The sequence below is a fragment of the Bartonella sp. B1098 genome, assembly GCF_944896145.1.
Classification (GTDB): Bacteria; Pseudomonadota; Alphaproteobacteria; order Rhizobiales; family Rhizobiaceae; genus Bartonella.
The window spans coordinates 527,126-549,679 of record NZ_CALYLP010000002.1 but is presented as its reverse complement, the minus strand read 5'-3'; the positions used below and the strand labels follow the sequence as shown (position 1 = coordinate 549,679).

Below are 22,554 nucleotides of genomic sequence, written 5' to 3'. Positions count from 1 at the left end.
CTTCTTTATAAAGGAATTGTGCTATGCAAAAAAAGTTTGCACTCACAAATGAGACACGTGTATTAAATAATCAAACTCTTTATCGTATTAAAGCATTAAGAGACTTTGCTGATGTTAAAGCCGGCTCTTTAGGTGGCTTTATTGCAAATGAAAGCAACCTCTCTCATGATGGCAATTGCTGGGTATATGATAATGCTATAGTTGCATATGATGCTATTGTTAGTGAAAATGCAAAAGTTTCTGATAAGGCTATTATCATGGGCTTTGTTTATGGCAATGCGCATGTTTGTGACCGCGCCCGCGTTTATGCAAATGCTCATGTTTATGACAATGCGCATCTTTCTTATAACGCTTGGGTTTATCAATATGCAAGGGTTTATGGGAATGCAAAATTATCAGGGAGTGCACGTATTCATAGTAATGCCGTGGTTTATGACCATGCTGTTGTGAGTGGCGCTTGCAAAATTTATGGCAAGGTTTATGGCAATGCTAGCGTGGGGGGCAATGCTGATGTTTATGGCTCTGTTTATGGCAATGCGAAAATCTCTGATCATATCGTGATTAGAGGCAAGGTCTATGGCAATGCAAGGTTAAAAAGACATAGCGGTTTATGTTCGGTTCCAAAAAATTGTGTGGTTTATGAAAGCGATCACGTTGTCAAGATTATTGAAAACAAAGCAGCGTAAATAAGGGGCGGGGGGCTGTTTTATAGCAAAAAAGCCGTGTCATAAAGAACGCGGCTTTTGAGAATAGGATTCCAATAATACATCTTCTAAATACTAGAGAACATATTACACAAAACGTATAAAAACGCAAGCCTTAATATATAAAAACCGCATCAAAATAAATTGATACGGCTTTTATAGCTAATGAATCAAACAAAATAAAATTCATAATCAAATAGATCAATTTATAAAATACATACTTTGTGTATAAACGCAAGTTTGTTTTTATTTAAATTGAACCAATCAACATATTGTTCTATATTAAAAACATAGAAAGCGTAAAAAACTTTCTGTTGCAACGTCATAATGGCGTTGTATTTAAACCGTTCCTTAGGTTTAAAACAATATACTTTTTAAAAATCGCTACAAAAGAAGCCGTGTCTTTAAAGATGCGGTTTTTTTTGTATCTCAACGCTTGTATTTTTACACATAATGTGCTATATTTTGTCTGAGATTTGAGAAATTGGAGAAGACCTTGTTATGTTTTTTACATAACAGGGTTTTCTTTTGTACTAGCTATAGATTTTTATTACATTCAAATAATAAAGCCGTGCCCCTTTATGAACACGGCTTCTGTTTTGCAATGCATTTCTGTTATCGTTATTCACAAGTTTACGAACATCTCTTTTATTACACAAAGCGTGCAAAATCACAAGCCTTAATACATAAAAACCGCATCAAAATGAATTGATACGGTCTTTATGCTCAAAATAATTAACGATTCCAATAAGCGATTAGATTAATCACAATAAAAGAACATCTCTTTTATTGCACAAAACGTGTAAAAACGCAAGCAAATAAGTAAAATAAAAATGGGATTCATTCTTTAGATTCAGTTTATTAAAACTATTTTTGCTTGTAATAATATAGCATAATGTGTTATATTATTGTTATGTATCAGTTATTTTTGTTTCTAAGTACTATTTCCCATAAAAAGGATAGCAAAGCAAATGCTTAATAAAGTGATGTTAATTGGTCATTTAGGTGCAAATCCTGAAAGCAAAACAATGTCATCTGGTATCGAGGTGGTCAATTTTCGCATGGCAACGTCTGAGAGCTATACAGACAAGGCAACCAATAAGAGAATAGACAAAACAGAGTGGCATTCCATTGTGGTGTTTAATCCACATCTTGCAAAAGTGGCTCTTCAGTATCTTAAGAAGGGAAGCAAAGTCTATATCGAGGGGCGCTTACAAACCCGTAAATGGCAAGATAAAAACGGTAGTGAACGGTATGTAACAGAGGTCATATTGCCTCCTTACAAAGGTGAATTACAGCTTTTAGATGGTAAAAATAACGATGATCAAGAGCCGTCATCAGTTTATGCAAGCATTCACAGACCTCTTGATATGTCTACAAACGCTTTAAATGATGATGTTCCTTTTTAAGGTGCGTGAAAATGAGATCAAGCACATGGCTCATACATCATAATATGATGATGCAAAATAATATGATGTTATTAAATCATAACGATGCTTCTATGACTATTTTTGAACTGGCAATAGCAATTGTAATATCGCTGGCAATAGCGGGATGCGCTTTCTTTTTTCTTGAGGGAAAAATAAAGGAAAGCATACTGAGTATAATTATAGGTCTCTCTTCATCTGTATGGTTATTTAGTTTGAGTAATGTATCAAGTTCAACAGATTGCTAACTTCTTTCTTGAAAAAGGACGCGAGGAAGATATTCGAATTTCCCCTATGAAGCTTATTAAGCTGGTGTATTTTGCATATGGTTGGATGTTAGCAGCTACAGGTAAGCGTCTCTTTTTAGATCGTATAGAGGCATGGCAGCATGGTCCCGTTATACCGGCTCTCTATCATGAGTTTAAAGATTGGGGAAGGCGTTGTATCGATTTTTATTCGCGTATGGTGGACTTAGAGACCGGAGAGATTTTTATCCCTAAAATGCATAAAAACTCAACAGATGAATATACTTTCAAATTATTAGAGATCGTTTGGAATGCTTATAAAAATTTTTCATCTGCTCATTTATGTAATGAAGCTCATAAGGAGGGAACGCCATGGAAGAAAGTATATAATGGGCGGTTTGGTGTGAAGTTAAAAGACCATGATATCGAAGAATATTTCACGCAAAAAATTAATGAATATTCACAATCGAGGGTATAAGTGAAAGCAAATAAAAAGAGGGGACGCCCTAAGATTACAGGGCAGACAAGAGAAGCCAATGGTCGTATATCACGTGCAAAAGAACCGCGTGAAGCCATTGATAAATTGGCTATAGAAATGCGTGCAAAACGCTTCGGTTTAAGCTTACATGAGGCAAAAAATCCACTTGCTGGGTCCTACATAGGGCGGCTTTGTTTGCAAGGTGTACTTACTCAAGAGCAATATGACACCGCGCAACAGTATCTACAGATAAGAAATAATTACCTTTGTGCAAAAGGCTTTCCAAGCGCGATTTATGATGAAATGCCGTCATCTTCTGATGAGGCAGCAAGGGACAAATGGGTAAAATTTGCAACAGAGCAGTTTTTAAATACGCAAGAGGCAATAAAAGAAGCGCAACACCTCTATAGACAATACAACATTTATGCTGCGCTACAGTACCTTGTTATAGAAGATCAAGAATTACCACATCTGGTGAGTTCACTAAAGATTGCTCTTAATGTGCTTCAAAAGCATTTTTCGTAATAATTATAGATCAAAGTTATGAAAACTCTATAATAACTCTATATAATAGATCAATTTCATGATCTAGTTTCTCAAGTTCTTTCTTATTTTCATTTATTTTTTCTCTGTAGTCGTATAGGTGTTGCATTAGGTTTGATACATGTACATGCTCATTAGATTGTCTCGCGTCATTTATACGCTTCATTGTATTTATTTCAAATTCTATAAGGGAACACAAAGCGGCAAATACTTGATGTCGTTTTATGACTATATCCTGCCATTTTTTTATTATACGAACACGTTGTTCATAGGATTGCCTCGATAATCGCCAATTTTGTTTCGAAAAAAATATTTTTTCTATCCATAAGATGTTGTAAAATCTGTCTGACCACCAGTAACTTCCATTTACAAGAAAAATGCGGAATAGTCTTTCTTTTTCGCTAATTTCTTTCGAAGAAAATATTTCTTTCGGATTTGTATATCCCATTTGAGTGGGGATAGGACATAATATTAGAAATGTGATAATTAAGATGCTTTTAAAGAAAGACTTTTTTGTAAACATTGTTTCCTACCTTAATTTACGTCTTAATTACCTAACAGATTCCCTTTGAAATTATCAATATGTGTTATTTTTATGTTGACAAAGTGTAGCAAATCGTATTTAATGACATTACTGTACTTAGGTGTATTGTGTCTAATGAGGGTGATGTACAGTCAAAAATCCCCGCAAATGCGGGGTTTTTTATTATCTGGAGGGTGTATTTTATGACATCTGAAAATACAGAACAGGTTTTTCAAACAGCAAAAAAGTTGAGACCAGCGAGGGCAGGTATGGGGCGTGTCAAAGGTGTTCCAAACAAGAATACACGTCTTCTTAAAGAGGCAATTATTAAAGCAGCTGAATTGGCAGGCAATAAGTATGGCAAGGAAGGGCTAATTTCTTATTTAGAACAGCAAGCACTCAAATGCCCCGCGGCTTATTTAGCCTTGCTGGGTAAGATCTTGCCTTTGCAAGTGACGGGTGAGAATGGGGGCGCGATTAAGATCATAGGGCGTGTAGAAATTGCTCCTTTAATGAATGACGACAAGACAGATTAAGATTGTACCAAAGCTTATTCCACTTTTTGCAGGAGATGCTTTGGTGCGGGCAGCTTGGGGTGGACGAGGGTCTGGAAAGACAAGATCATTTGCCTTAATGGCGGCTTTAAAGGGCTATCAATTTGGTATGCAGGGGATATCAGGCACTATTCTTTGTGCGCGTCAGTTTCAAAATTCGTTGGCAGAAAGTTCCTTGGAGGAAATTAAGCGCGCTATTGAAGCCCATGATTTTTTAAAAGATTATTACAAAGTTGGGGAAGCTTCGATTAAGTCAAATGATGGTCGTATAGCTTTTCAGTTTTCTGGACTAGACCGCAATATTGCGAGTATCAAATCCATGGGGCGTATTTTGCTCTGTTGGGTTGATGAGGCAGAACCAGTCACAGAGACAGCTTGGCAGACGCTTATACCGACGTTGCGTGAAGAGGGAGAGGGGTGGCGTGCAGAGTTATGGGTGACATGGAACCCGTTGCGAGACAATGCACCGGTTGAAAGGCGTTTTCGCTTTTCAGACAATGAAGCGATTAAGCGTGTTGAGATCAACTGGTCAGATAATCCGAAGTTTCCCAAGATCTTGAATGAAGCGCGACTTGATGACCTTAGAAACCGTCCAGAGACCTATAAGCATATATGGGAAGGGGCTTATCTTACAGCGGTTCAAGGGGCTTACTACCAAAAGGAGATGTTGGCAGCCGAGCAAGAGGGGCGGATAGGGCGTGTTGCCCGTGACCCTTTAATGCAGATACGCGCCTTTTGGGATATTGGGGGGACGGGGGCTAAGGCAGATGCCACAGCGATATGGATAGCACAATTTGTTGGCAGAGAGATCAGAGTGCTGGATTATTACGAGGCACAAGGACAGCCGCTCTCAGAGCATATCGGTTGGTTACGTGACAATGGTTATGAGAAGGCACTGATGGTATTACCCCATGACGGTGCAACCAGAGACCGTGTGCATAATGTGAGTTTTGAAAGTGCTCTCAATGATGCGGGTTTTGAAACGCAAGTCATTCCCAATCAAGGGGCTGGTGCAGTCAAAATGCGGATAGAGGCAGTGCGCCGTATCTTGCCCTCCGTTTGGTTTCACGAGGAAACAACGGTAGCGGGTCGTAAGGCACTGAACTGGTATCATGAAAAATGGGATGAGAAGCGGGGGATTGGTTTGGGGGCAGAGCATGATTGGTCGAGTCATGGGGCAGATGCCTTTGGATTAATGTGTGTGGGTTATGAGCAACCGATACAGAAACATAAGAGACAAGCTTATAGCGGTAGAGAAGTTTATGAGAGTACGTCATGGATGGCAGAATGATGCATGATGAAGAGCATTTAGAGCAAGATAGCAACGCTTCAGATCTGTCGACAGAAGGCTTGTTTCGCAAGCTTGTGAGTTGGTACAAAGAAGATGTTGAGCATGTGAACAAATGGCGTGAGCATGCGCGTGAAGATTTTCGTTTTTACAATGGAGACCAGTGGAATGAAGCGGATTTAGCGGCATTAAAAGAGCAACGCCGCCCCGTTATGACTTTTAATCGTATTGCACCATTGGTCAATGCGGTTGTGGGGTCAGAGCGTAATAACAAACGTGAAGTACAGTTTATTCCCCGTCAAATAGGAAAAGCGTTGCCAAGTGAATTGCTTACGGGGGCAGCCGAATGGTTTCGCGATATGGCACAAGCCGAATATGCGGACTCGGATGCTTTCCAAGATGCTGTCATTTGTGGCATGGGGTGGACTGATACACGTCTTGATTATGAGAATAGCCTTGATGGCGAGCCGGTTATCACGCGTTTAGATCCATTAAAGATGGTTTGGGACAGCGCGGCAGTGCAACCGAATTTAACGGATGCACAACGTATGTGGTATGTGGACCGCAAGCCTTTGGAAGTTGCAAGGCAAATGTTTCCAAAATCCCATTGGAGTGAACTGAGTGCAGATTGGGCGAAGGATGGGAATATTTATGAAGGGGTTCATCATAACGACTCAGAGGCTTATGATGATGAGAGAGGCATTGATGTTGAAAACGGTCGACGGATGGTCACGCTCGTTGAATGTCGTTGGTTTGAAAACGAGCCATATTACAAAGCACCCGATTTAAGCACTGGAGAACTTCGTGATTATAGCGAGGAAGAATTTAAGCAACTTCAATGCATAATGCCCGATATTCAAGGAGCGGCTTTCAATAAAAAGGTGGTCAAGCGCGCTTTTTTAGGCAGAAAAGTTTTACTATGCCCCGATCAACCGATGGTTCCTGTTGGTCAATTGGGCTGGGAATGTATCACGGGTTATTTTGATAAAGTAGAGCGGCAATTTTATGGGGTTGTGCGTCCTACAAAAGATCCGCAACGGTGGGCGAATAAATATTTCAGTCAAGTGATGCATATTCTCAATAGCCAATCCAAAGGCGGGATTATGGCAGAAAGGGGGGCTTTTGAAGATGAAAGAGAAGCAGTAAAAAGTTGGAGCAGGATAGATAGTATTACGTGGACAAAACCCAATGCTTTAGCTACTAGCAAGATCCAACCCAAGCCCGTAGCACAATTTCCAACGGGTTTTTTCCAATTGTTTAATGAGGCGAAAGAAGCGATTAACCAAGTCACAGGATTATCACCAGAGTTTATAGGAACGCGAGAAGTTTCACAAGCAGGGGTTTTGGAGGCACAACGACGTCAGTCCAGTTTAAATCTGCTTGCTTGTCTGTTTGATGGCTTGCGTTTGTATCGCAAAAGGCAAGGCAAGCTTATTTTGCACTTGATCCAGAATTATCTGTCTGATGGTCGTTTGGTGAGAATTTCTGGAGAGGAGAATGCGCAATACATTCCCTTAACTCGTGAAGCAGTGATGAGTGTTGATTACGATATTGTGGTAGATGATGCGCCGACCAGCCCGAATGAGAAAGAGCGGACCTTTGGCATTATTACGCAATTGTTACCGTTACTTCAAAATGCGGTTACACCAGATATCATGATTGATTTGTTGCGTTATTCCCCATTGCCTGCGTCACTGCTTAATCGTGTGAGTGAGAAGGTTCAACAACAGCAGCAAATGGCTTACCAAGCCCAACAACAGATGACTCCAGAACAAGAAATGAAGTTGCAAGAAAAGCAGCAGGACATAGCAGCGAAAAGCCAAATGCAACAGATGGATTTACAAGGAAAGCAGATTGAATTGTTCATGCGTCAAAAGAGAGCAGAATTGGATTCAGAGTTGATGCAACAGAAACATGAACTAGAACGGCAACGCATAATCAATGAACAGATGCAAAATCAGATCATGCGAGAGCGAGCGGCAACATACAGAGGAAGAAGCATTTGAGAAAGGTGAAAGAATGAATGCAGAAATGAATGAAGGACTAAATGAGGACTACAGAGTTGGAGCACCGGTGTTTGATGATGAAGGCTCTTTTGATGCCGTCAATGATGTGGAAACGGTTGAGAGCCATGATGTCACGGCTCCGGAGCCGGTTGTAGAGCCCGTTGAACAGCCTTCAGAAATTGTTCCTATAGATCGGCAGCGCGCTGTAGAACAAGCCAATCAAGCCCGTGAAGCACTTGTCAAGTTTTATGAACCCCAATCTCAAGCGCCAATGGCTGAAGGAGAAAACGCACCCCCAGACCCTACACAAGACATTATCGGTTATATGGGATGGATGGGAAGAAAGCTTCAAGAGCAGGATGCGTATATTAGAGCACAACAAGATGTGCAAAGACAAGCGATTGAATATCAAGAATTCAATGGACATTTGAATCAGTTTTTAGAAAATTCTGTTGCGTCAGTTAAGGATAAATACAGTGATTTTGATGCAGCGGCAGACTTTCTTTATGAGACGCGTGCAAAGCAGTTAAATGCATGGTCTTCTGTTTATCCAAATTATGCGCAAAAAAGCACGATAGATGCGATTATAGGGGATGAATTACGTACCATTGTCGCGACGTGTGCACAAAAAGGCGTTAATCCGGCAGAAGAGCTTTATCGGATAGCGCAAAATCTGGGGTATCAGAACCAAGCGGTGCAAGTCAATGATCAAATTGCAGCGCTCCAGAGTCGGCAGAATTCTGCGAGAACCTTAACGGCATCTGGTGGTGGGGGTGTAACAGGTCCTATGACTAAACAAACTCTTGCCAATATGTCAGAGAAGGAATTTGATGCTTGGATAGCCAATCCAAAGAATGAAGCACGTTTTTATGAAATTATGGGTGCAGATCCCGATTAGGCAATAAGTTTTACAGCATAATCCGCCTTTGATGCGGGTTTTCCACCGGCTTTAAGCCGGTTTTTTTACAGCAAAGAAAGGTAAAATAAATGGCAACAACACATATAGGAACCCATGATCCACAATCAGTGAAATTGTGGTCACAAAAATTAAGTAATGAAGTTTTGAAGGCAACGAAAATTGCCCCCTTGATTGGCAAAAGTTCAAACAGCATTATCCAGCTTTATAATGAAACCCATAAGAGTGCAGGGGATAGCGTTACATTCAGTTTGCTGGTGAATCTGTTTGGGGATGGTGTCACTCAAGGTGAAACCCTAGAGGGCAATGAAGAAGCGCTTCAATTTATGAATGATAGGCTGGTCATTAACGAGCTCTTACATGCAGCGCGTGTAGCCAATGATGACTCGATTGATCAACAGAGAATACTCCCGAATTTACGCAAGAAAGCCAAAGAAGGCTTGGTTCGCTGGTATGCCAATCGTTTAAGCATCATGTTCTTCTTACAGGTGTGTGGTTATACAGCGCGTACGATCAATGTTGATGGTCGAGAAGTGTACATTAAACCGGTTCATTACGGCTTTAATGAAATCATGGCACCAAGCAGTGAACGGATTATTCGTCCAGATGGCAAAACCAAGGATGAAGATCTCAATGAGAAAGCCAAACATAGCTTTAGCCTTAAATTGATTGATGAAGCGGTTAAACAAGCTAAACTAGCTAATCCTCAAATTTCTCCGGTTCATGTTAATGGTGATGATGTTTACGTTCTCTATTTGCATCCCACTCAAGTGATGCAGTTGCGAACCAATACAGCAGCCGGTGAATGGTTAGATATTCAAAAATCGGTTTATGCAACCTCTCGTGCGAAGAACCCAATCTTTGATGGTTCTCTTGGCATGTATAACGGGGTTGTTTTACGCGAAGCAATCCATGTCACCCATGGTGTTAAATCGACCGATCATACAGCGGTCAAAAGCGTGCGTCGTGCAGTGTTCTTGGGAGCACAAAGTGCGATTATAGGTTTTGGTAAAAATCACAGTGCAACGCATTACACACTCAAAGAAGAATATTTTGATTATGAACGTGAATTTGGTGTTGCAGCTAAGACCTTGATAGGAATGAAGAAAACTCGTTTCCAAATGCCAAATAGTGCACAAACAGCACAAGATTTTGGAACGATTGTCATTCCTACCTACAGCGGTGAAGCAGCATAATTATTAAGGAGGAAAACAGACATGGCAAATCATTTACCACCTCCATTACAAGGGAGAAATCTTCACACGCAACAGGTGAGTTTCTTACGGTTGAACATATCGCATAAAGATAAACATCTCACAACGAAAATAGGAACTCTCCCTCGTGGTGCTTTGATCACGTCGATGAAAGCATTTGTTAAGACGGCGTTTTCAGAAGCGAAGTTGAAGATTGGCAGTACCGATGGGGGCAATGATTTTAGTGAAAAGGATATCAAAGCCCAAGGAACACAAGATTTTACACCAACAGATCAAAAGGTTTTTATTGCGAATGATAAGGAGGTTACTCTTTATGCCACCCGTGATAAAACCACGGATGCTGGTGAATGTGTTGTGGTCGTACAATTTGTGACAAATCATTAAGGGGATCAGACATGGCAGATCATTTACCACCTCCGTTACAGGGGAGAAATCTTCATACCCAGCAAGTAAGCTTTTTGCGGCTTAATTTTAGCTACAAAGATAAAGAGAATGCACTGAGAATAGGCATTTTGCCTCGAGGGGCTTTAATTACTTCGATTAAGGTATTTGTTAAAACAGCCTTTTCGGACACGAAAGTGAAAATAGGCAGCACGGCTGGAGGGATTGAGTTTGGTGAGGCAGAAATCAAACAACAGGCAGTCAAAGAGGTCAAACCCACCAACCAAAAGGAATTTGTTCCTTATGATGAAGAGCTTACTCTCTATGCTAAAGCTGATAAGACAGTCCAAGCAGGTGAAGCAAGTATAGTCGTTGAATTTGTGACAAATCACTGAAATTAAGGGGAAAGATCTATTAATTTCCCCTTATTTTATGAATTGCAAGATTGTACAGAGAGTTGCAAATTAAGGGCAGATAAGACAGCAACTAAGGTAGAAAGCTTGGGGTCCCCCGTTTTACTTAAGGAGCGATATAATCCACTGCGTTCACGATTGGTTTCTTTTGCTAAGGCACTCATATTTCGGGCTCTGGCAACGAGACCAATAGCATCGGCAATATGAGCTGCATCACCGGTTTTAAGAGCTTCATTTAAAAAGATTTCTTGATCTTCTGGTGTTGCGAGATGTTTTTCAAAGTTAAAGGTTTTCAATTTCATTTTTAAGATCCTCTAAAAGAGATAAGGCTTTTTGAATATCATTGGATTGTGTGGATTTGTCACCACCCCAAAGCAATATAATGATTTTATCGCCTTTTTTTACAAAATAAATTCGATAACCAGCCCCATAGTGGATACGTAATTCACCTATGCCATTAAAGAATTTAACATCACCCAAAAGTCCTGAACGAATTCTACGAAGTCTTTCAAGAATCATATTGGCAGCTTTTCTATCTTTAAGCTTTTCTAACCATTTATCGAATTCATCTGTTGTTTTTATTATCGCTACCATTCGTGTACTATAGTATACATGACATATAATGTCAAGTTCGTTTCAATTACGGAAAGGTATTTTAATGGCACGTCATTATATTCGGGTTAGGACCGGCGGACCGATACCTGCTGGTCAAAATGTTTATCGTCATAGAAAAACGCTTTCACACATGGTGTCAGTCATTCAAGATGAGATTGATGATGTTGCGGATGAATATGTATCTCAAATCCAAGAAAGTATTTTTGCTGCTATTCGTTTTTGTGAGAGGGAAACTTTTTACTTTAACGAAAGCCGTGATGTGGTGTTTCGAACAAGGGCGGGGCAAGGGGCTTATGATGCAACCGATACCCGCCATATCGAAACAGCTGTTAAAATCAAAAGCGTTTACTTGGGTTCTGATGAACATCATAAGTTTGCCTTGGCGTGTAAGGACCATGTTTCTTTAGAGCCTTTATTGCGATCAGAACAGCAAGGAACGCCGGTTTGTTACAGTTACTTTGATAGGAAATTGCATCTTTATCCTACACCGGACAGAGCCTATCAAATTCAACTCATTCTCTCTCCATTGCGCTTAGCAGAGATAGAAAGTGTTGATGAAGAGCATCTATGGTTTGTGCACGCGTTTGATTTGATTAAGGCGCGTGCAAAATATGAGTTGTACAAGAATATCCTTAAAGATCCCGATTGTGCAACGGCAGCTTACAATGACTTTAAGGAGCATTTGCATGAATTGCGTGCAGAGACCTCTCAACGTCATAACGTCACCCGCATAATTCCAACGGATTTCTAACATGGTTTATTTTCCTATAGCCGATTATCGACCGGATATTTCGGTTGTCAATGGCAGCTTTACAGATAGCCTTGTGAATGTTTTACCGGCAGATGGCGGTTACATTCCTATGCCGAGTGCAACGATTGTTTCTAAGGTTCCTTTGGAAGAAAAGCCGTTGGGTTGTATAGCTTTTAGAAGTGGCAATGGTGTTAAGATTATTGTTGGAGGTAAGCAAAAGCTTTATAGTTATGACAGTCAAACGCAGGGTTGGAAAGACATCAGTCAAAGTGGTGTGACGTATCATGCGCATGAAGATAATCAATGGTCATTTGCTTTGTTTGGTCAAAGAGTTATTGCGGTGAATAAAAATGACAAACCGCAAGTCTTTAATACCCACAGTTCTGAAAGATTTGAAGATTTAGGGGGCAATCCACCGAAAGCCGGATTGGTGAAGGTTTGGGGACCTTTTGTTTGTTTGATGCAATTGACAGATAATCCCAATCGCATTCATTGGTCTGGTTTGGATGATGCAACCCATTGGACTGTTAAGCAGAAAAATTGTGATTTTCAAGATTTTCCGGATGGAGAATATGTCCAAGGGGCAACAGAAACGACCAATCCGCTCATTTTTATGCGTTCTGCTGTTTATGCAGGAACCTTTGTTCCAGGTTCTAAGATAGTGTTTACGTTTCAAAAGATTCAAGACAAGCGAGGCGCGCGCAGTGCAGCCTCTATAGCTTGTCGAGGCAGTGACACCTTTTTTGCGAGTGATGGTGGCTTTTATCAGATGAGTTTGGATGGTCAACTTTTGCCGATAGGCTTTGAAAAGGTTGATAGAACGGTTTTTAAAACATTTGATAAGTTTGCTCTTGATGAGATGCAAGGGGTTATAGACCCCGTTGATAACCGGATTTACTGGTCTTTAAAGAGAGGTAACAACGAGCAAACTACCTTTATTTATGATTGGGGTTTGCAAAAGTGGTCGACGATACAAGGAAAGCCTTTCACATTTTTTCCAGTCTTTACGACAGGTTATACTTTAGAACAATTGGATGAGATTTCGATCAATCTTGAGTCCTTACCGGCTTCTTTAGATAGCCCTCGTTGGCAAAGTGGTGCGCCTATCCTTGGGGCTTTTGATGATCAAAATCATCTTGTTATGTTTACAGGAGCCCCAATGGAGGCAACGGTTGTTTCGCAAGAGATGGGGGCACCGGATGGAAGTTTTAGCTTTATCACGAAGATATTTGCAGAGGTTGATACGACGCAAGGTCTTTTAAGTATTGGTGAGAGAAGATTGCGTAATCACGATACGCCGATCACATGGCACAAGGAGAGGATATGTTCTTATGTCACAGGTGCTTATCATGGTCGCTCACGCAATCGTTATCACCGCTTTAAATTGCGCATTCCAGAACATGAATCTTGGACGATGATTACGGGCTTTAATGTTGATTTACGTCCTTTAGGCAGGGGATAATGGCAAAAGTCTATTTGACCAGTTCTTGGGATCTGGAGCGTATAGCGCCGTATTTTGAAGAGATCATTGCGTCATTGAGTGATTACGTAGAGCGTTTCAAACATGAAGTTACGTTACAAGAACTGATTGAAGCCATTTGCAGTGGCAAAAAACAGTTGTGGCTTGTTTTGGATGATGATGAGAAATTTTTAGCGGCTGTTACGACCCAGATACAACAGACAGTTTTAGGAAAGAAGCGCGTTTTGATTTGTGAATGCAGTGGCAAGGGCGTTCTTGATCAAATTGATAATTTAAAAGTTGCAGAGGATTGGGCGCGTGAGAATGGCGCCTTCGAGATAGAGATTTTAGGGCGTCTTGGTTGGAAGCGCGCCTTAGACAAGCAAGGTTATGGCATAACGATGCTTTATTACAGGAAGGAATTATGACATGGGGAGCAAGACACCGACAACACAAGAACAGAAGCAGGTGCAGACGAGCGCCCCACCTTCTTGGATGCAGAATGTCTTTAAGCGTGGTGGTGCGGATGCCTATCAAATGTATGACACAGGGATTGGTGGCAATGTTTATGGTGGACCTCGTGTTGCGCCGTTAAGTGATCAGACGCGCTATGCCATTGGGGGACTTGGGAGTATCCCTAGCCATTATCAAAATCGTTCTTTGATGAATACGATCTACAATCCAACGTCGGCAGCAAATAATCTTGGAAGAATGGCTTCTGGCGGTATGGTTGGACAGAATCCCTCTTTTAATGCCGCTCTTCAAAATAGTTTAGACCGTGTAAGAGATACGATTAACAGTTCTTTTGCAGGTGCAGGTCGTTATGGATCTGGTGCACATACAGATGTATTGGCAAATGAACTTGGTGCTTTGTCTACAAGTGCTACAGCAAACCAGTATAATCAAGATGTACAGAACATGATGCAAGCCAATGCAATGATTGATCAAGCCAATCAAAACCAGTTGGGAGCTTCGAATAACTTCTTACAAGGTTATGGTAATGCCTATTCTAATGCCATACAGGGAGGAGGCGTGCTTGATAATTATAATCAACGGCTTGTTGATGCCAATCGCGAACGTTGGCTGGAGCAGGACAATAGCGGTTGGAACAGACTGAACATGTTGATGAATGCCGGTCATGGTTTTGCAAGAAATTACGGTACGACGACAAACAATCTGACAGATACAATGATGCAAGGCAACGACCCTTGGAAGAACGCTATAGGGATTTTAGCTAGTCTTAGTCAATTGGGTTCAAATTATGTAAAAAAATAAGCGAGATAAGAGAGATAGTTATGGAAAACAATAGTGATAATATTTTCTCAAGACTTCTTAAGTCTATATATGCAATGGACCCATTGACGTCACGTATACTTATGCAAAATCAACGCATGGCACGAGAAGACGCGAAACAACAAGCAAATAATTTTCCTTATTTAATCCCTTCTTCGTCTATAGCTACATTTGGTTCGCAACCAAATATACATGGCTTAGCTAAAAATATTCCCCCTTTACCAGATGTAAGTTCGTCTTTGAGACCAGCAGGATTTAAACCGGATGTACCATCTTCAGTACCTTCTTTACCTATAGCGACTTTTGGTTCACAACAAAATCCTCTAGGTTTAGGTAAAGATATAGAGCCATTGCCTAATGCAATTTCGGATTTAGCATCATTGCAACCAAAGCAGGCTCAGTTACCAGAACCTATTTCAACGGTAGAACCACAAAAGTCTGTACAACCACAACAGAGTGTCGTTCCTAACCAAACGGCTGGTTCTCAACAGAGTTTTTGGGATCATCTACGGAGTCCAGAGTTTTTACAAAGATTAGCGGATTATGGGATTGGTTATGCCTTGTCAGATGGAACGGTGGCACAAAGTTTAGCCAGTGGAGCCATGAATCTTCGTCGTGGTGATATGGAAAGAGAAAAAAGAGGGCAGGTTAACCAAACGGTCGAGTATCTGAAATCTAAAGGCTACAGTGAAGAAGAAGCTGCTGTCATGGCACGTAACCCTCAAATGCTTAGTGCGCTGTTAACAGGTGGTAAGACCCCAGAAGGCTTTCAATCGTATACCAATCCAGAGACAGGTGAACTTGAATATAGACCGGTTAAGGGGTCTATGCAGGAACTTGAATATAATCAGAAGAAAAAAGAAATAGAAGAGTGGGAAATAAATAAGAGAAACGCTGCTGCTATAGCAGCAAAAGAAATTGATAGCATTATGGGGACAGTGAATGATGCTCTTCAACTTATAGATGCGAACCCCGACAAGGTTGCAGGTATAATTGGTTCACTCGGTCAGTATGTTCCAGGATCTGATGCAAACTCATTAAAAAAGAAGTTCAAACAGCTTGAAGGTGGTATCTTTACTCGAGTGATTGAAACAATCAAAAAACAAAGTGAAAATGGCTCATTGGGAGTAGGACCGTTATCTAATGAAGAAAGCGCGCGGTTGGTAGCATCTTATGGTTCTTTGGATATTAGCGATAAACCTGAAGAACTACATAAAACGCTCTTAAAAATTAAAGATATGTTTGATCTTTTTAAACAACTCAATGATGAGGAAATTTATAGGTTATCAAAAGGAATGGAAGTAAGACCGCGTTCAAATCCCTCTGCTCAATATTCTAATCAGTCGATATCGCAAGGAGGCGGTGCAAACTTGCCAACGATAAGTAGCAGGGAAGAGCTATATAATTATCCTCCTGGAACAGTGGTTGATTATAATGGTACTCCAGTATATAGGGAGGCAAAAAGATGATGAACAATAAGCGTTACCGACCAGGAGATCGTGTACCAGAACTTGGTGATGATGTTTATGTAGCTGATTATCCTCTTAAACACAGCAATTCAGGAAAACATTATCGACCAGGAGATCGTGTACCAGAGCTTGGTGATGATGTTTATGTAGCCGACTATCCTTTATATGTTGAAGGATTACAAAATACAGCAAATCAATCAAGAGTAACAGATGATTTTTCATTTGATGATAAAGATCTTACGTGGTGGGATGCACTAAGGAGTCATGGTGCATCTGGTTTGACAGCAGGATATAGTGATGAGATACAAGCGGCGAATGAAGCGGGTTTTATGGATTATTGGAGAGGCGATAAACGGGCAGAAGAGATTTACAACAGAAGGATAGCAGAAGAGCGCGCTTACCTAAAAGCCTTGGAAAAGAAACATCCAGTGTTGTCTTCTATTGGTTATATTGCTGGTTCGTTTGTACCAACAGCACTTTCATTTGTCCCTGGGCTTGGACTTTTGAGAGTAGGTGCTGCGGCATCAACATTTGGAAATATTGGTAAGGCGGCAATTTTAGGAGCGGGTTCTGGTGCTTTACATGGTTCTGGGGCGGGAGATGGTCTTTATGACCGCCTTGCTTCGGCAGGGATTGGTGGTGGTATTGGAGCAGTTGCTGGTCCTGTTGGTTCTCTTGCTGGTACAGGAGCTTCTTGGGGATTAAGAAAAGCGGGACATGGATTGCAACAGGTTCCTTTTGTAAGAAGGCATTTTAATCCTGCTTATAAAGACGTTCAAACCAAAGCGGTTAGAGAAGTTGCAAAAACATTATATGATGATGGTGTTGAGAATGTTGCAGAACGCCTTGCAAGTGCGCCGCGTCACGCATTTTTGACAGATATTAGTCCGAATTTAGAAGTATCACTTGCTAATATGGGAAAAACAAATACGCGCGTTTCTGAACTTTTGAAACATGCTCATGGGGAAAGGGTACAGAACGCTATCCGCCGTATTGGTCAATCGGCAGATGAAAACATTACTCCTCTCCAAGATACGAAAGTTTTAAAAAGGGCGCTTGAAGAGCAAGGGAAAAGAGAATATACACCTCTTTATGCACAAGCTTATCGTACTCCAATAGGAAAAAGGTATTATCCAGCTCTTAATAGGCTTTTTAAAAATCAATGGTTTCAAGATGCTCTCAAAGAAGCAGTTGATACTTTAAAAGGAGACCCACGAAAAGCAATTGCTCAACGATTTTATAATAAAGATTTTCCCCATATTAACTATAAGCCTACGATGGAATTATTAGATCAAGCTAAGAAGTCTCTTGATGATCTTCGCGACAAGTATAAAAATTTTGGTGATAATCAAAAGTCTTCAGGGTACCAAATGCTTAAGAACAATTTGGTAAAGATAACGGATGAAATCTCTCCTACCTATAAAGCAGCCCGTAGTAGTGTAGCAAAATATGAAGGTTTTGAAGAAGCGATACAACAAGGCAAAAGAATTGCAGAAAAAGATATTTCAGGAGAGGGAATAGCCGAAGGACTTCGTAAAGGAGCGATGCCGAATGGTCTTAATACCTATCACGTAGGGATAAGGGATTATATCGATGATATATTAAAGAAATCCCGCTCTGTTAATAGACTTTCGAATATTTTACAAACGGAGAGCATGTCTGAAAATCTTAGCAGATCTTTAAGTCCTACAAACGTTAAAGCGTTTAGAAAAGCTTTAGATGATGAAAGATTTTATCAAGATGCGGCGCAAAGATCACTAAAGCCGTTTCAAGGAACACCAGAGGCTTCTGTTCTAGAAGGAGTTCGCTTACCGCACGGAAAAGTTAGTGCAGCACATGAAGGGGCAAAAATTACTCAAAATATTTTATCTGATACGATTAAAAAATTGCCTCAAAAAGAGAGACAAATATTTGAAAGTGATATAGCAAAGTTAGCAACTTTTGGCGTTAAAGGTATGACCCAGCAAGAAGTAGCTCAAATGGTACAAAGGTTCATAAATTGGCATAAAAAGGGAGTTTTGACTGAGAAGACAATGCATTTCATTTCTTCGGCATTGATGGGGGAAGCTGGCAGATTTGCAAGGAGCAAAATCTATGGCTAGATATAACCCTTCAGTTGATCAAGCGATCCGTCAAGCAGCGGCGCGATATGGCTTGCCGGAAAGTTATTTATACCGTGTTGCGCAAGTTGAAAGTGGGGGCAATCCCAATGCAAGGAATCCACGGTCTTCTGCGGGTGGGTTATATCAGTTTATAGACAGCACCGCGAAACAATATGGTTTGCAAGACCGTTTTGACCCTATGCAAGCAGCCGATGCCATGGGGCGGTTTACGCTTGATAATCGCAATCATTTAAGCCGTCTGTTGGGAAGGGCGCCTACAGATGCGGAACTGTATTTAGCACATCAACAAGGAGCAGGGGGAGCAGCGCGGCTTTTGCAAAATCCCCATGCCAATGCAGCGCAATTGGTTGGGAGCAATGCGGTTGGTTTGAATGCAGGCAATAACGCAATGCGCGCAAGTGATTTTGTTAATCGTGTATTTCAGATGTATGGGGGGCAGCCTTATAGAGCAAGCCCTATCGCACGGGGTGGTATGGGCGATAGAGAGAACTTGCTGGAGGTTTTACGGGCATTACTAGCGTCACAGGAAGAGCCTTTGGAAGAAGAAGAGCGTGAAGATGATAATCCTTTGATGACGCAATTCATGCGGGCATTTTACGGAGTTTAGGGGTCACAAATATGTCAACGATTTATGATTGGTCGCTAAGAGCGGCGGATAACACGCGCGCAGATGATTTGATTGATTGGTCAGAGGGACAACACCCTAACACAGTCAATAACAGTGCGCGTGTGATGATGCAGCGTATCAAGGAATACTTGTTAGACATGGGTGGAACGCTTGAAGGGATTGTGACGAATGATCATGTCCAACGAATAAGTACGATAAGGCTTGAAAGCCAATCACAGTTTTTAGAATACAAGAATGGTATCGTTTTACGCTTTATGGCGATGGATAAGAATATTGGAGCGACGACAGTTTTTCTGAATGCTTTAGAGGGCAAGCCGGTTTATAAAGCGACCGCCTTAGGGATTGGTCCTTTATCGGGCGGCGAAATTCAACAGGGATGCATTTATACATTGGTATTTAGTGGAGATCATTGGCACCTTGTTAATCCCACCTCTATCCCTTTAGAAGAAGAAATCAGTCTTTATCCTACTGGTTTTATCGGAACGTTTGCGATGCGTGATCTTCCAACAGGTTGGTTACTCTGCGATGGGAGAGCATATTCGCGTAGTGATTATAGTGATCTGTTTTCTGCGATAGGGACGGTTTGGGGAGAAGGGAATAGTGTTACGACGTTTAATGTTCCGGATTTTCGGGGAATGTTCTTACGCGGTGTTGATAGCGGTCGTCATATTGATGAAGGGCGTTCTTTTGCAAGTGTGCAAACAGATTTAATGGAGTCACACGAACATCAGGGGCAAAGTCTTTCCTTTCCCCATTTTACGAGCAATGAAGATTTTTGGGATGGGAATACGACGGCTGTTTTGGGATATCGTCTAGGATTGTTTGGAGGGGGGGCACTTGCAAACTTTATGGGAATAGAGCGTGAGAATTTAGGGAGCTATATTGCAAGTCCCTATAGCCATGATGAAGATCAAGAGGTTGACTTGAGAAGCAGTGGTGAAGGTGAGACGCGTCCAGTGAATGTTTCTGTTCTGTTTGCCATTAAGACATGAGGTTTTACGATGTCGACGATTTATGATTGGTCTTTGAGAGCCTCTGAGAATGCCTATTGTGATGATTTGATTGATTGGTCAGAAGGACAGCGTCCTAGCAGCGTGAATAATAGTGCGCGTGTGATGATGCAACGCGTAAAGGAATATTTATCCGATACGAGTGGTATGATTGCAAATACCTTTACGGTTGATGCGGAACAACAAACGACGTTGATAAGACTTGAAAGCCACTGTCAGTTTTTAGCGTATAAGAATGGTATCACGGTTTGTTTTAAAGCGAAGGGCAAGAATGTTGGGGCAACAACAATTGCTTTAAATGCTTTACCTGCCAAGCCTCTTTATAAGGCGACGGAATTAGGCATGCGTTCTTTGACAGGAGGCGAGTTTCAAAAGGGGTGCATTTATCGTTTGGTTTATAGGGATAATGGTTGGCATGTTTTGAATCCTACCCCCTTGCCTTTATTACAAGAACCAATGATTTCAGTTTATCCTACCGGTACGATAGGGATTTTTGGAATGCAAGTTTTGCCTGAAGGCTGGTTAGTCTGTGATGGGGCTGCTTATTTGCGCAGTGATTATCCAGCACTTTATGAAGCGATAAGAACAAGATGGGGTGGCAGTGATAGTTGGACGAAGTTTAATGTTCCCGATTTGCGTGGCGTGTTTTTGCGGGGTGTTGATGATGATCGCGAGATAGACCGTTTTCGTTATCTTGGCACATTACAGCATGACACTATGAGAAAGCATGAACATGGAGGTCAATCGGTTACGATTTTGAATGATGCCAATGAGGAAGAGAGTTGGTATGGAAATATGATGATTATCTGGGGGTATGTGCTGAATGAGCAGCAAAGGGAAAAGCTTGCCGAGCGTTTGGGTGTGCGTGCAGAGGATATACGGTTGCATCATGTGCTTGCCTTTCCCCATTCCCATCTTCACATGCGTGATGTTGTTTGGGCTCGTTCAGGTGTCAGTGAAACACGCCCGATTAATATGAGTGTTGTGTTTGGGATTAAGACGTGAGGTCAAGATGTCAACGATTTATGATTGGTCTTTGAGCGCCTCTGAGAATGGTGGGGCAGATAGCTTGATTAATTGGTCAGAGGGACAGCACCCTAACACGGTCAATAACAGCGCGCGTTTTATGATGCAAAGAGTCAGTGAGTATTTATCGGATACGGGGGGTGTGATTGAGGGGGTTGTTACGGTTAATCAAGAACAAAAGACGAGTGCGATACGTCTTCAAAGTCAATCGAAATTTTTAGCGTATAAGAATGGTATCTCGGTTTGTTTTAAAGCGAAAGGTAAAAACGTTGGGGCGACCACGATTGCTTTGGATAATTTGGCTGCTAAGCCCGTTTATAAGGCGACAGAAAGCGGTTTATTAGCCTTATCGGGAGGCGAGATCCAAGAGGGTTGTCTTTATACGCTTGTGTATGATGAAGAGATAAGCGGTTGGCAAATTCTCAATCCAACAAGGGAGAAAGCTTTTTCCTTAAAACGTCTACCGTCTGGTTTTATTGGTCCTTTTGCAATGGAACGCTTGCCGGCAGGTTGGTTGCCTTGTGATGGGGGGGCATATTCGCGAAGAACGTATAGAGCATTGTTTGACGCGATAGGAACGGTTTGGGGAGCAGGAGATGGCGTTTCGACATTTAATGTCCCCGATTTTCGGGGAATGTTTTTACGGGGCACAGATTATGAACGTGGTCTAGATCCTTGGCGTTCTTTTGCAAGTCAGCAAGCGTGTTCTTTGAAAGCGCATGAACATTTAATAGGAGCCGCTTCTTCAGTTGACCGTTCTTCACGCAAGAAACGAGATATTTCTTCTTCTGAATCTTCTTTGACAAGGCGAAAGAGATCTCTAGACGAAGAGTGTGTAGGGTTGAGTGGGGATGCCTTGGAAAGGTGTAATCAAGAATTTGACCAAATAGCAGGAGGTTCACAAGAAGAGGTTCCCTTTTGGTTTACCGATAAGGATAAGCCGCCTCGCTTGCCTTTTATAGGAATTTCTGATGACAAGTTTACAAACCAGTATTGAAGTGGAATTGCAGGTTCCCCTTGTTTATCAAGACAAGGATGGCAAAGAAACAACACGGCAAAAATTGATCTTTTATCGCCCAAACTTCAAGCAAGCACGCCAATTAGCTGTGCTGATTGGACCACAGCTGGCAAAGTTACTTTTGCCCGCTGTAGAAGAAGATAAAATACCTTTGAGCAATGATATTCTCATTGCCAAGCTTTGTGAGGCTTTATTTACCCATGAAGCCATGGAAGGAATCGCCGCGCTTCTGGCAGAGATGTCTCATGAATCTGTTGAACTGATTAATCGTCTTGATATTGTTGATGTTATGGCCGTGTTTAAGGTTTTTTTTGCTTTTTTTCCCAAACACCAATCCCCTATGCCGGACAATTTGGAGCCGAACTAGCCCTTTATTACCACTGGTCGGCTCTAGAGATCAATCAGATGGATTGGTTGGAAGTGATTGCCTATCGCGAAGAATTAGTGCGCTTGAAAGCCCAAGAATATGA

General features: G+C 41.4%; 25 protein-coding genes. 22 read left to right on the top strand and 3 right to left on the bottom strand.

Annotated elements, in window-relative coordinates; translation table 11 throughout:
- The first annotated feature begins 23 nt into the window (after positions 1-23).
- From NNJ85_RS02365 to NNJ85_RS02350, 4 genes are all read left to right on the top strand, one after another.
- On the top strand, positions 24-686 hold the full coding sequence (locus NNJ85_RS02365) for a hypothetical protein (protein ID WP_254473246.1): 663 nt from the start codon (positions 24-26) through the stop codon (positions 684-686).
- Between the two features lie 989 nt (positions 687-1,675).
- Positions 1,676-2,113, top strand: a complete 438-nt coding sequence (ssb, locus tag NNJ85_RS02360) for a single-stranded DNA-binding protein (protein ID WP_254473245.1) — start codon at positions 1,676-1,678, stop codon at positions 2,111-2,113.
- 240 nt (positions 2,114-2,353) lie between these two features.
- Complete coding sequence (locus tag NNJ85_RS02355) at positions 2,354-2,854, top strand: Panacea domain-containing protein (protein WP_254473244.1); 501 nt, start codon at positions 2,354-2,356, stop codon at positions 2,852-2,854.
- Complete coding sequence (locus NNJ85_RS02350) at positions 2,855-3,379, top strand: hypothetical protein (protein ID WP_254473243.1); 525 nt, start codon at positions 2,855-2,857, stop codon at positions 3,377-3,379.
- Between the two features lie 16 nt (positions 3,380-3,395).
- On the opposite strand, the gene NNJ85_RS02345 is transcribed toward NNJ85_RS02350, so the two are convergent.
- The gene (locus NNJ85_RS02345) at positions 3,396-3,920 is read right to left on the bottom strand and encodes a hypothetical protein (protein WP_254473242.1); all 525 of its coding nucleotides are present in this window, start codon (positions 3,918-3,920) and stop codon (positions 3,396-3,398) included.
- Positions 3,921-4,123: 203 nt separating this feature from the next.
- On the opposite strand from NNJ85_RS02345, the gene NNJ85_RS02340 reads away from it, so the two are divergent.
- The 7 genes from NNJ85_RS02340 (at position 4,124) to NNJ85_RS02310 (ending at position 10,674) form a co-directional block, all read left to right on the top strand.
- Positions 4,124-4,456 (top strand): hypothetical protein, encoded by a 333-nt coding sequence (locus NNJ85_RS02340; protein ID WP_254473241.1) that lies wholly within the window; start codon positions 4,124-4,126, stop codon positions 4,454-4,456.
- The gene (locus NNJ85_RS02335; protein ID WP_254473240.1) at positions 4,437-5,765 is read left to right on the top strand and encodes a PBSX family phage terminase large subunit; all 1,329 of its coding nucleotides are present in this window, start codon (positions 4,437-4,439) and stop codon (positions 5,763-5,765) included. The genes NNJ85_RS02340 and NNJ85_RS02335 overlap by 20 nt, the downstream gene beginning before the upstream one ends.
- Positions 5,750-7,768, top strand: coding sequence for a portal protein (locus tag NNJ85_RS02330; RefSeq protein WP_254473239.1), 2,019 nt, complete (start codon positions 5,750-5,752; stop codon positions 7,766-7,768). The genes NNJ85_RS02335 and NNJ85_RS02330 overlap by 16 nt, the downstream gene beginning before the upstream one ends.
- Positions 7,769-7,781: 13 nt before the next feature.
- Positions 7,782-8,666, top strand: coding sequence for a hypothetical protein (locus NNJ85_RS02325; RefSeq protein WP_254473237.1), 885 nt, complete (start codon positions 7,782-7,784; stop codon positions 8,664-8,666).
- 89 nt (positions 8,667-8,755) lie between these two features.
- On the top strand, positions 8,756-9,880 hold the full coding sequence (locus tag NNJ85_RS02320) for a N4-gp56 family major capsid protein (RefSeq protein ID WP_254473235.1): 1,125 nt from the start codon (positions 8,756-8,758) through the stop codon (positions 9,878-9,880).
- Positions 9,881-9,901: 21 nt separating this feature from the next.
- Positions 9,902-10,282 carry a hypothetical protein gene (locus NNJ85_RS02315; protein ID WP_254473233.1) on the top strand — a complete coding sequence of 127 codons (381 nt, stop codon included), beginning with the start codon at positions 9,902-9,904 and terminating at the stop codon, positions 10,280-10,282.
- A gap of 11 nt (positions 10,283-10,293) precedes the next feature.
- The gene (locus tag NNJ85_RS02310) at positions 10,294-10,674 is read left to right on the top strand and encodes a hypothetical protein (RefSeq protein ID WP_254473231.1); all 381 of its coding nucleotides are present in this window, start codon (positions 10,294-10,296) and stop codon (positions 10,672-10,674) included.
- A 35-nt stretch (positions 10,675-10,709) separates the two neighbouring features.
- Here the strand turns inward: NNJ85_RS02310 and NNJ85_RS02305 are convergent, their stop codons facing one another.
- Both NNJ85_RS02305 and NNJ85_RS02300 read right to left on the bottom strand, forming a co-directional pair.
- Positions 10,710-10,994, bottom strand: a complete 285-nt coding sequence (locus NNJ85_RS02305) for an addiction module antidote protein (protein WP_254473229.1) — start codon at positions 10,992-10,994, stop codon at positions 10,710-10,712.
- Complete coding sequence (locus NNJ85_RS02300) at positions 10,975-11,286, bottom strand: type II toxin-antitoxin system RelE/ParE family toxin (RefSeq protein WP_139413117.1); 312 nt, start codon at positions 11,284-11,286, stop codon at positions 10,975-10,977. Before NNJ85_RS02300 ends, NNJ85_RS02305 begins: the two co-directional genes overlap by 20 nt.
- Before the next feature lie 64 nt (positions 11,287-11,350).
- Between NNJ85_RS02300 and NNJ85_RS02295 the strand changes: the two genes are divergently transcribed.
- From NNJ85_RS02295 to NNJ85_RS02245, 11 genes are read left to right on the top strand one after another with little or no spacing between them, the layout of a single operon-like run.
- On the top strand, positions 11,351-12,058 hold the full coding sequence (locus tag NNJ85_RS02295) for a hypothetical protein (protein WP_254473227.1): 708 nt from the start codon (positions 11,351-11,353) through the stop codon (positions 12,056-12,058).
- Position 12,059: 1 nt separating this feature from the next.
- Complete coding sequence (locus tag NNJ85_RS02290; RefSeq protein ID WP_254473225.1) at positions 12,060-13,520, top strand: hypothetical protein; 1,461 nt, start codon at positions 12,060-12,062, stop codon at positions 13,518-13,520.
- On the top strand, positions 13,520-13,945 hold the full coding sequence (locus NNJ85_RS02285) for a hypothetical protein (RefSeq protein WP_254473223.1): 426 nt from the start codon (positions 13,520-13,522) through the stop codon (positions 13,943-13,945). The genes NNJ85_RS02290 and NNJ85_RS02285 overlap by 1 nt, the downstream gene beginning before the upstream one ends.
- 1 nt (position 13,946) lies before the next feature.
- Positions 13,947-14,792, top strand: a complete 846-nt coding sequence (locus tag NNJ85_RS02280; RefSeq protein ID WP_254473221.1) for a hypothetical protein — start codon at positions 13,947-13,949, stop codon at positions 14,790-14,792.
- Between the two features lie 20 nt (positions 14,793-14,812).
- The gene (locus NNJ85_RS02275) at positions 14,813-16,279 is read left to right on the top strand and encodes a hypothetical protein (protein WP_254473219.1); all 1,467 of its coding nucleotides are present in this window, start codon (positions 14,813-14,815) and stop codon (positions 16,277-16,279) included.
- Positions 16,276-18,381, top strand: a complete 2,106-nt coding sequence (locus NNJ85_RS02270; RefSeq protein ID WP_254473217.1) for a glycine zipper family protein — start codon at positions 16,276-16,278, stop codon at positions 18,379-18,381. The genes NNJ85_RS02275 and NNJ85_RS02270 overlap by 4 nt, the downstream gene beginning before the upstream one ends.
- Positions 18,374-19,009: a transglycosylase SLT domain-containing protein gene (locus tag NNJ85_RS02265; RefSeq protein WP_254473215.1), complete on the top strand. Its 636-nt coding sequence runs from the start codon at positions 18,374-18,376 to the stop codon at positions 19,007-19,009. Before NNJ85_RS02270 ends, NNJ85_RS02265 begins: the two co-directional genes overlap by 8 nt.
- 11 nt (positions 19,010-19,020) lie before the next feature.
- Positions 19,021-20,022 (top strand): phage tail protein, encoded by a 1,002-nt coding sequence (locus NNJ85_RS02260; protein WP_254473213.1) that lies wholly within the window; start codon positions 19,021-19,023, stop codon positions 20,020-20,022.
- Between the two features lie 9 nt (positions 20,023-20,031).
- The gene (locus NNJ85_RS02255; RefSeq protein WP_254473210.1) at positions 20,032-21,045 is read left to right on the top strand and encodes a phage tail protein; all 1,014 of its coding nucleotides are present in this window, start codon (positions 20,032-20,034) and stop codon (positions 21,043-21,045) included.
- Between the two features lie 7 nt (positions 21,046-21,052).
- Positions 21,053-22,063 (top strand): phage tail protein, encoded by a 1,011-nt coding sequence (locus NNJ85_RS02250; RefSeq protein ID WP_254473208.1) that lies wholly within the window; start codon positions 21,053-21,055, stop codon positions 22,061-22,063.
- Positions 22,038-22,451: a hypothetical protein gene (locus NNJ85_RS02245; RefSeq protein WP_254473206.1), complete on the top strand. Its 414-nt coding sequence runs from the start codon at positions 22,038-22,040 to the stop codon at positions 22,449-22,451. The genes NNJ85_RS02250 and NNJ85_RS02245 overlap by 26 nt, the downstream gene beginning before the upstream one ends.
- Positions 22,452-22,554 lie beyond the last annotated feature (103 nt).

Coding starts and splice junctions, on each gene's coding strand:
- NNJ85_RS02335 (WP_254473240.1), top strand. CDS start 4,437: ATGACGACAAGACAGATTAAGATTGTACCAAAGCTTATTCCACTTTTT.
- NNJ85_RS02245 (WP_254473206.1), top strand. CDS start 22,038: ATGACAAGTTTACAAACCAGTATTGAAGTGGAATTGCAGGTTCCCCTT.
- NNJ85_RS02315 (WP_254473233.1), top strand. CDS start 9,902: ATGGCAAATCATTTACCACCTCCATTACAAGGGAGAAATCTTCACACG.
- NNJ85_RS02280 (WP_254473221.1), top strand. CDS start 13,947: ATGGGGAGCAAGACACCGACAACACAAGAACAGAAGCAGGTGCAGACG.
- NNJ85_RS02320 (WP_254473235.1), top strand. CDS start 8,756: ATGGCAACAACACATATAGGAACCCATGATCCACAATCAGTGAAATTG.
- NNJ85_RS02310 (WP_254473231.1), top strand. CDS start 10,294: ATGGCAGATCATTTACCACCTCCGTTACAGGGGAGAAATCTTCATACC.
- NNJ85_RS02265 (WP_254473215.1), top strand. CDS start 18,374: ATGGCTAGATATAACCCTTCAGTTGATCAAGCGATCCGTCAAGCAGCG.
- NNJ85_RS02295 (WP_254473227.1), top strand. CDS start 11,351: ATGGCACGTCATTATATTCGGGTTAGGACCGGCGGACCGATACCTGCT.
- NNJ85_RS02330 (WP_254473239.1), top strand. CDS start 5,750: ATGGATGGCAGAATGATGCATGATGAAGAGCATTTAGAGCAAGATAGC.
- NNJ85_RS02275 (WP_254473219.1), top strand. CDS start 14,813: ATGGAAAACAATAGTGATAATATTTTCTCAAGACTTCTTAAGTCTATA.
- NNJ85_RS02345 (WP_254473242.1), bottom strand. CDS start 3,920: ATGTTTACAAAAAAGTCTTTCTTTAAAAGCATCTTAATTATCACATTT.
- NNJ85_RS02355 (WP_254473244.1), top strand. CDS start 2,354: ATGTATCAAGTTCAACAGATTGCTAACTTCTTTCTTGAAAAAGGACGC.
- NNJ85_RS02325 (WP_254473237.1), top strand. CDS start 7,782: ATGAATGCAGAAATGAATGAAGGACTAAATGAGGACTACAGAGTTGGA.
- NNJ85_RS02340 (WP_254473241.1), top strand. CDS start 4,124: ATGACATCTGAAAATACAGAACAGGTTTTTCAAACAGCAAAAAAGTTG.
- NNJ85_RS02250 (WP_254473208.1), top strand. CDS start 21,053: ATGTCAACGATTTATGATTGGTCTTTGAGCGCCTCTGAGAATGGTGGG.
- ssb (WP_254473245.1), top strand. CDS start 1,676: ATGCTTAATAAAGTGATGTTAATTGGTCATTTAGGTGCAAATCCTGAA.
- NNJ85_RS02290 (WP_254473225.1), top strand. CDS start 12,060: ATGGTTTATTTTCCTATAGCCGATTATCGACCGGATATTTCGGTTGTC.
- NNJ85_RS02260 (WP_254473213.1), top strand. CDS start 19,021: ATGTCAACGATTTATGATTGGTCGCTAAGAGCGGCGGATAACACGCGC.
- NNJ85_RS02305 (WP_254473229.1), bottom strand. CDS start 10,994: ATGAAATTGAAAACCTTTAACTTTGAAAAACATCTCGCAACACCAGAA.
- NNJ85_RS02365 (WP_254473246.1), top strand. CDS start 24: ATGCAAAAAAAGTTTGCACTCACAAATGAGACACGTGTATTAAATAAT.
- NNJ85_RS02300 (WP_139413117.1), bottom strand. CDS start 11,286: ATGGTAGCGATAATAAAAACAACAGATGAATTCGATAAATGGTTAGAA.
- NNJ85_RS02255 (WP_254473210.1), top strand. CDS start 20,032: ATGTCGACGATTTATGATTGGTCTTTGAGAGCCTCTGAGAATGCCTAT.
- NNJ85_RS02285 (WP_254473223.1), top strand. CDS start 13,520: ATGGCAAAAGTCTATTTGACCAGTTCTTGGGATCTGGAGCGTATAGCG.
- NNJ85_RS02270 (WP_254473217.1), top strand. CDS start 16,276: ATGATGAACAATAAGCGTTACCGACCAGGAGATCGTGTACCAGAACTT.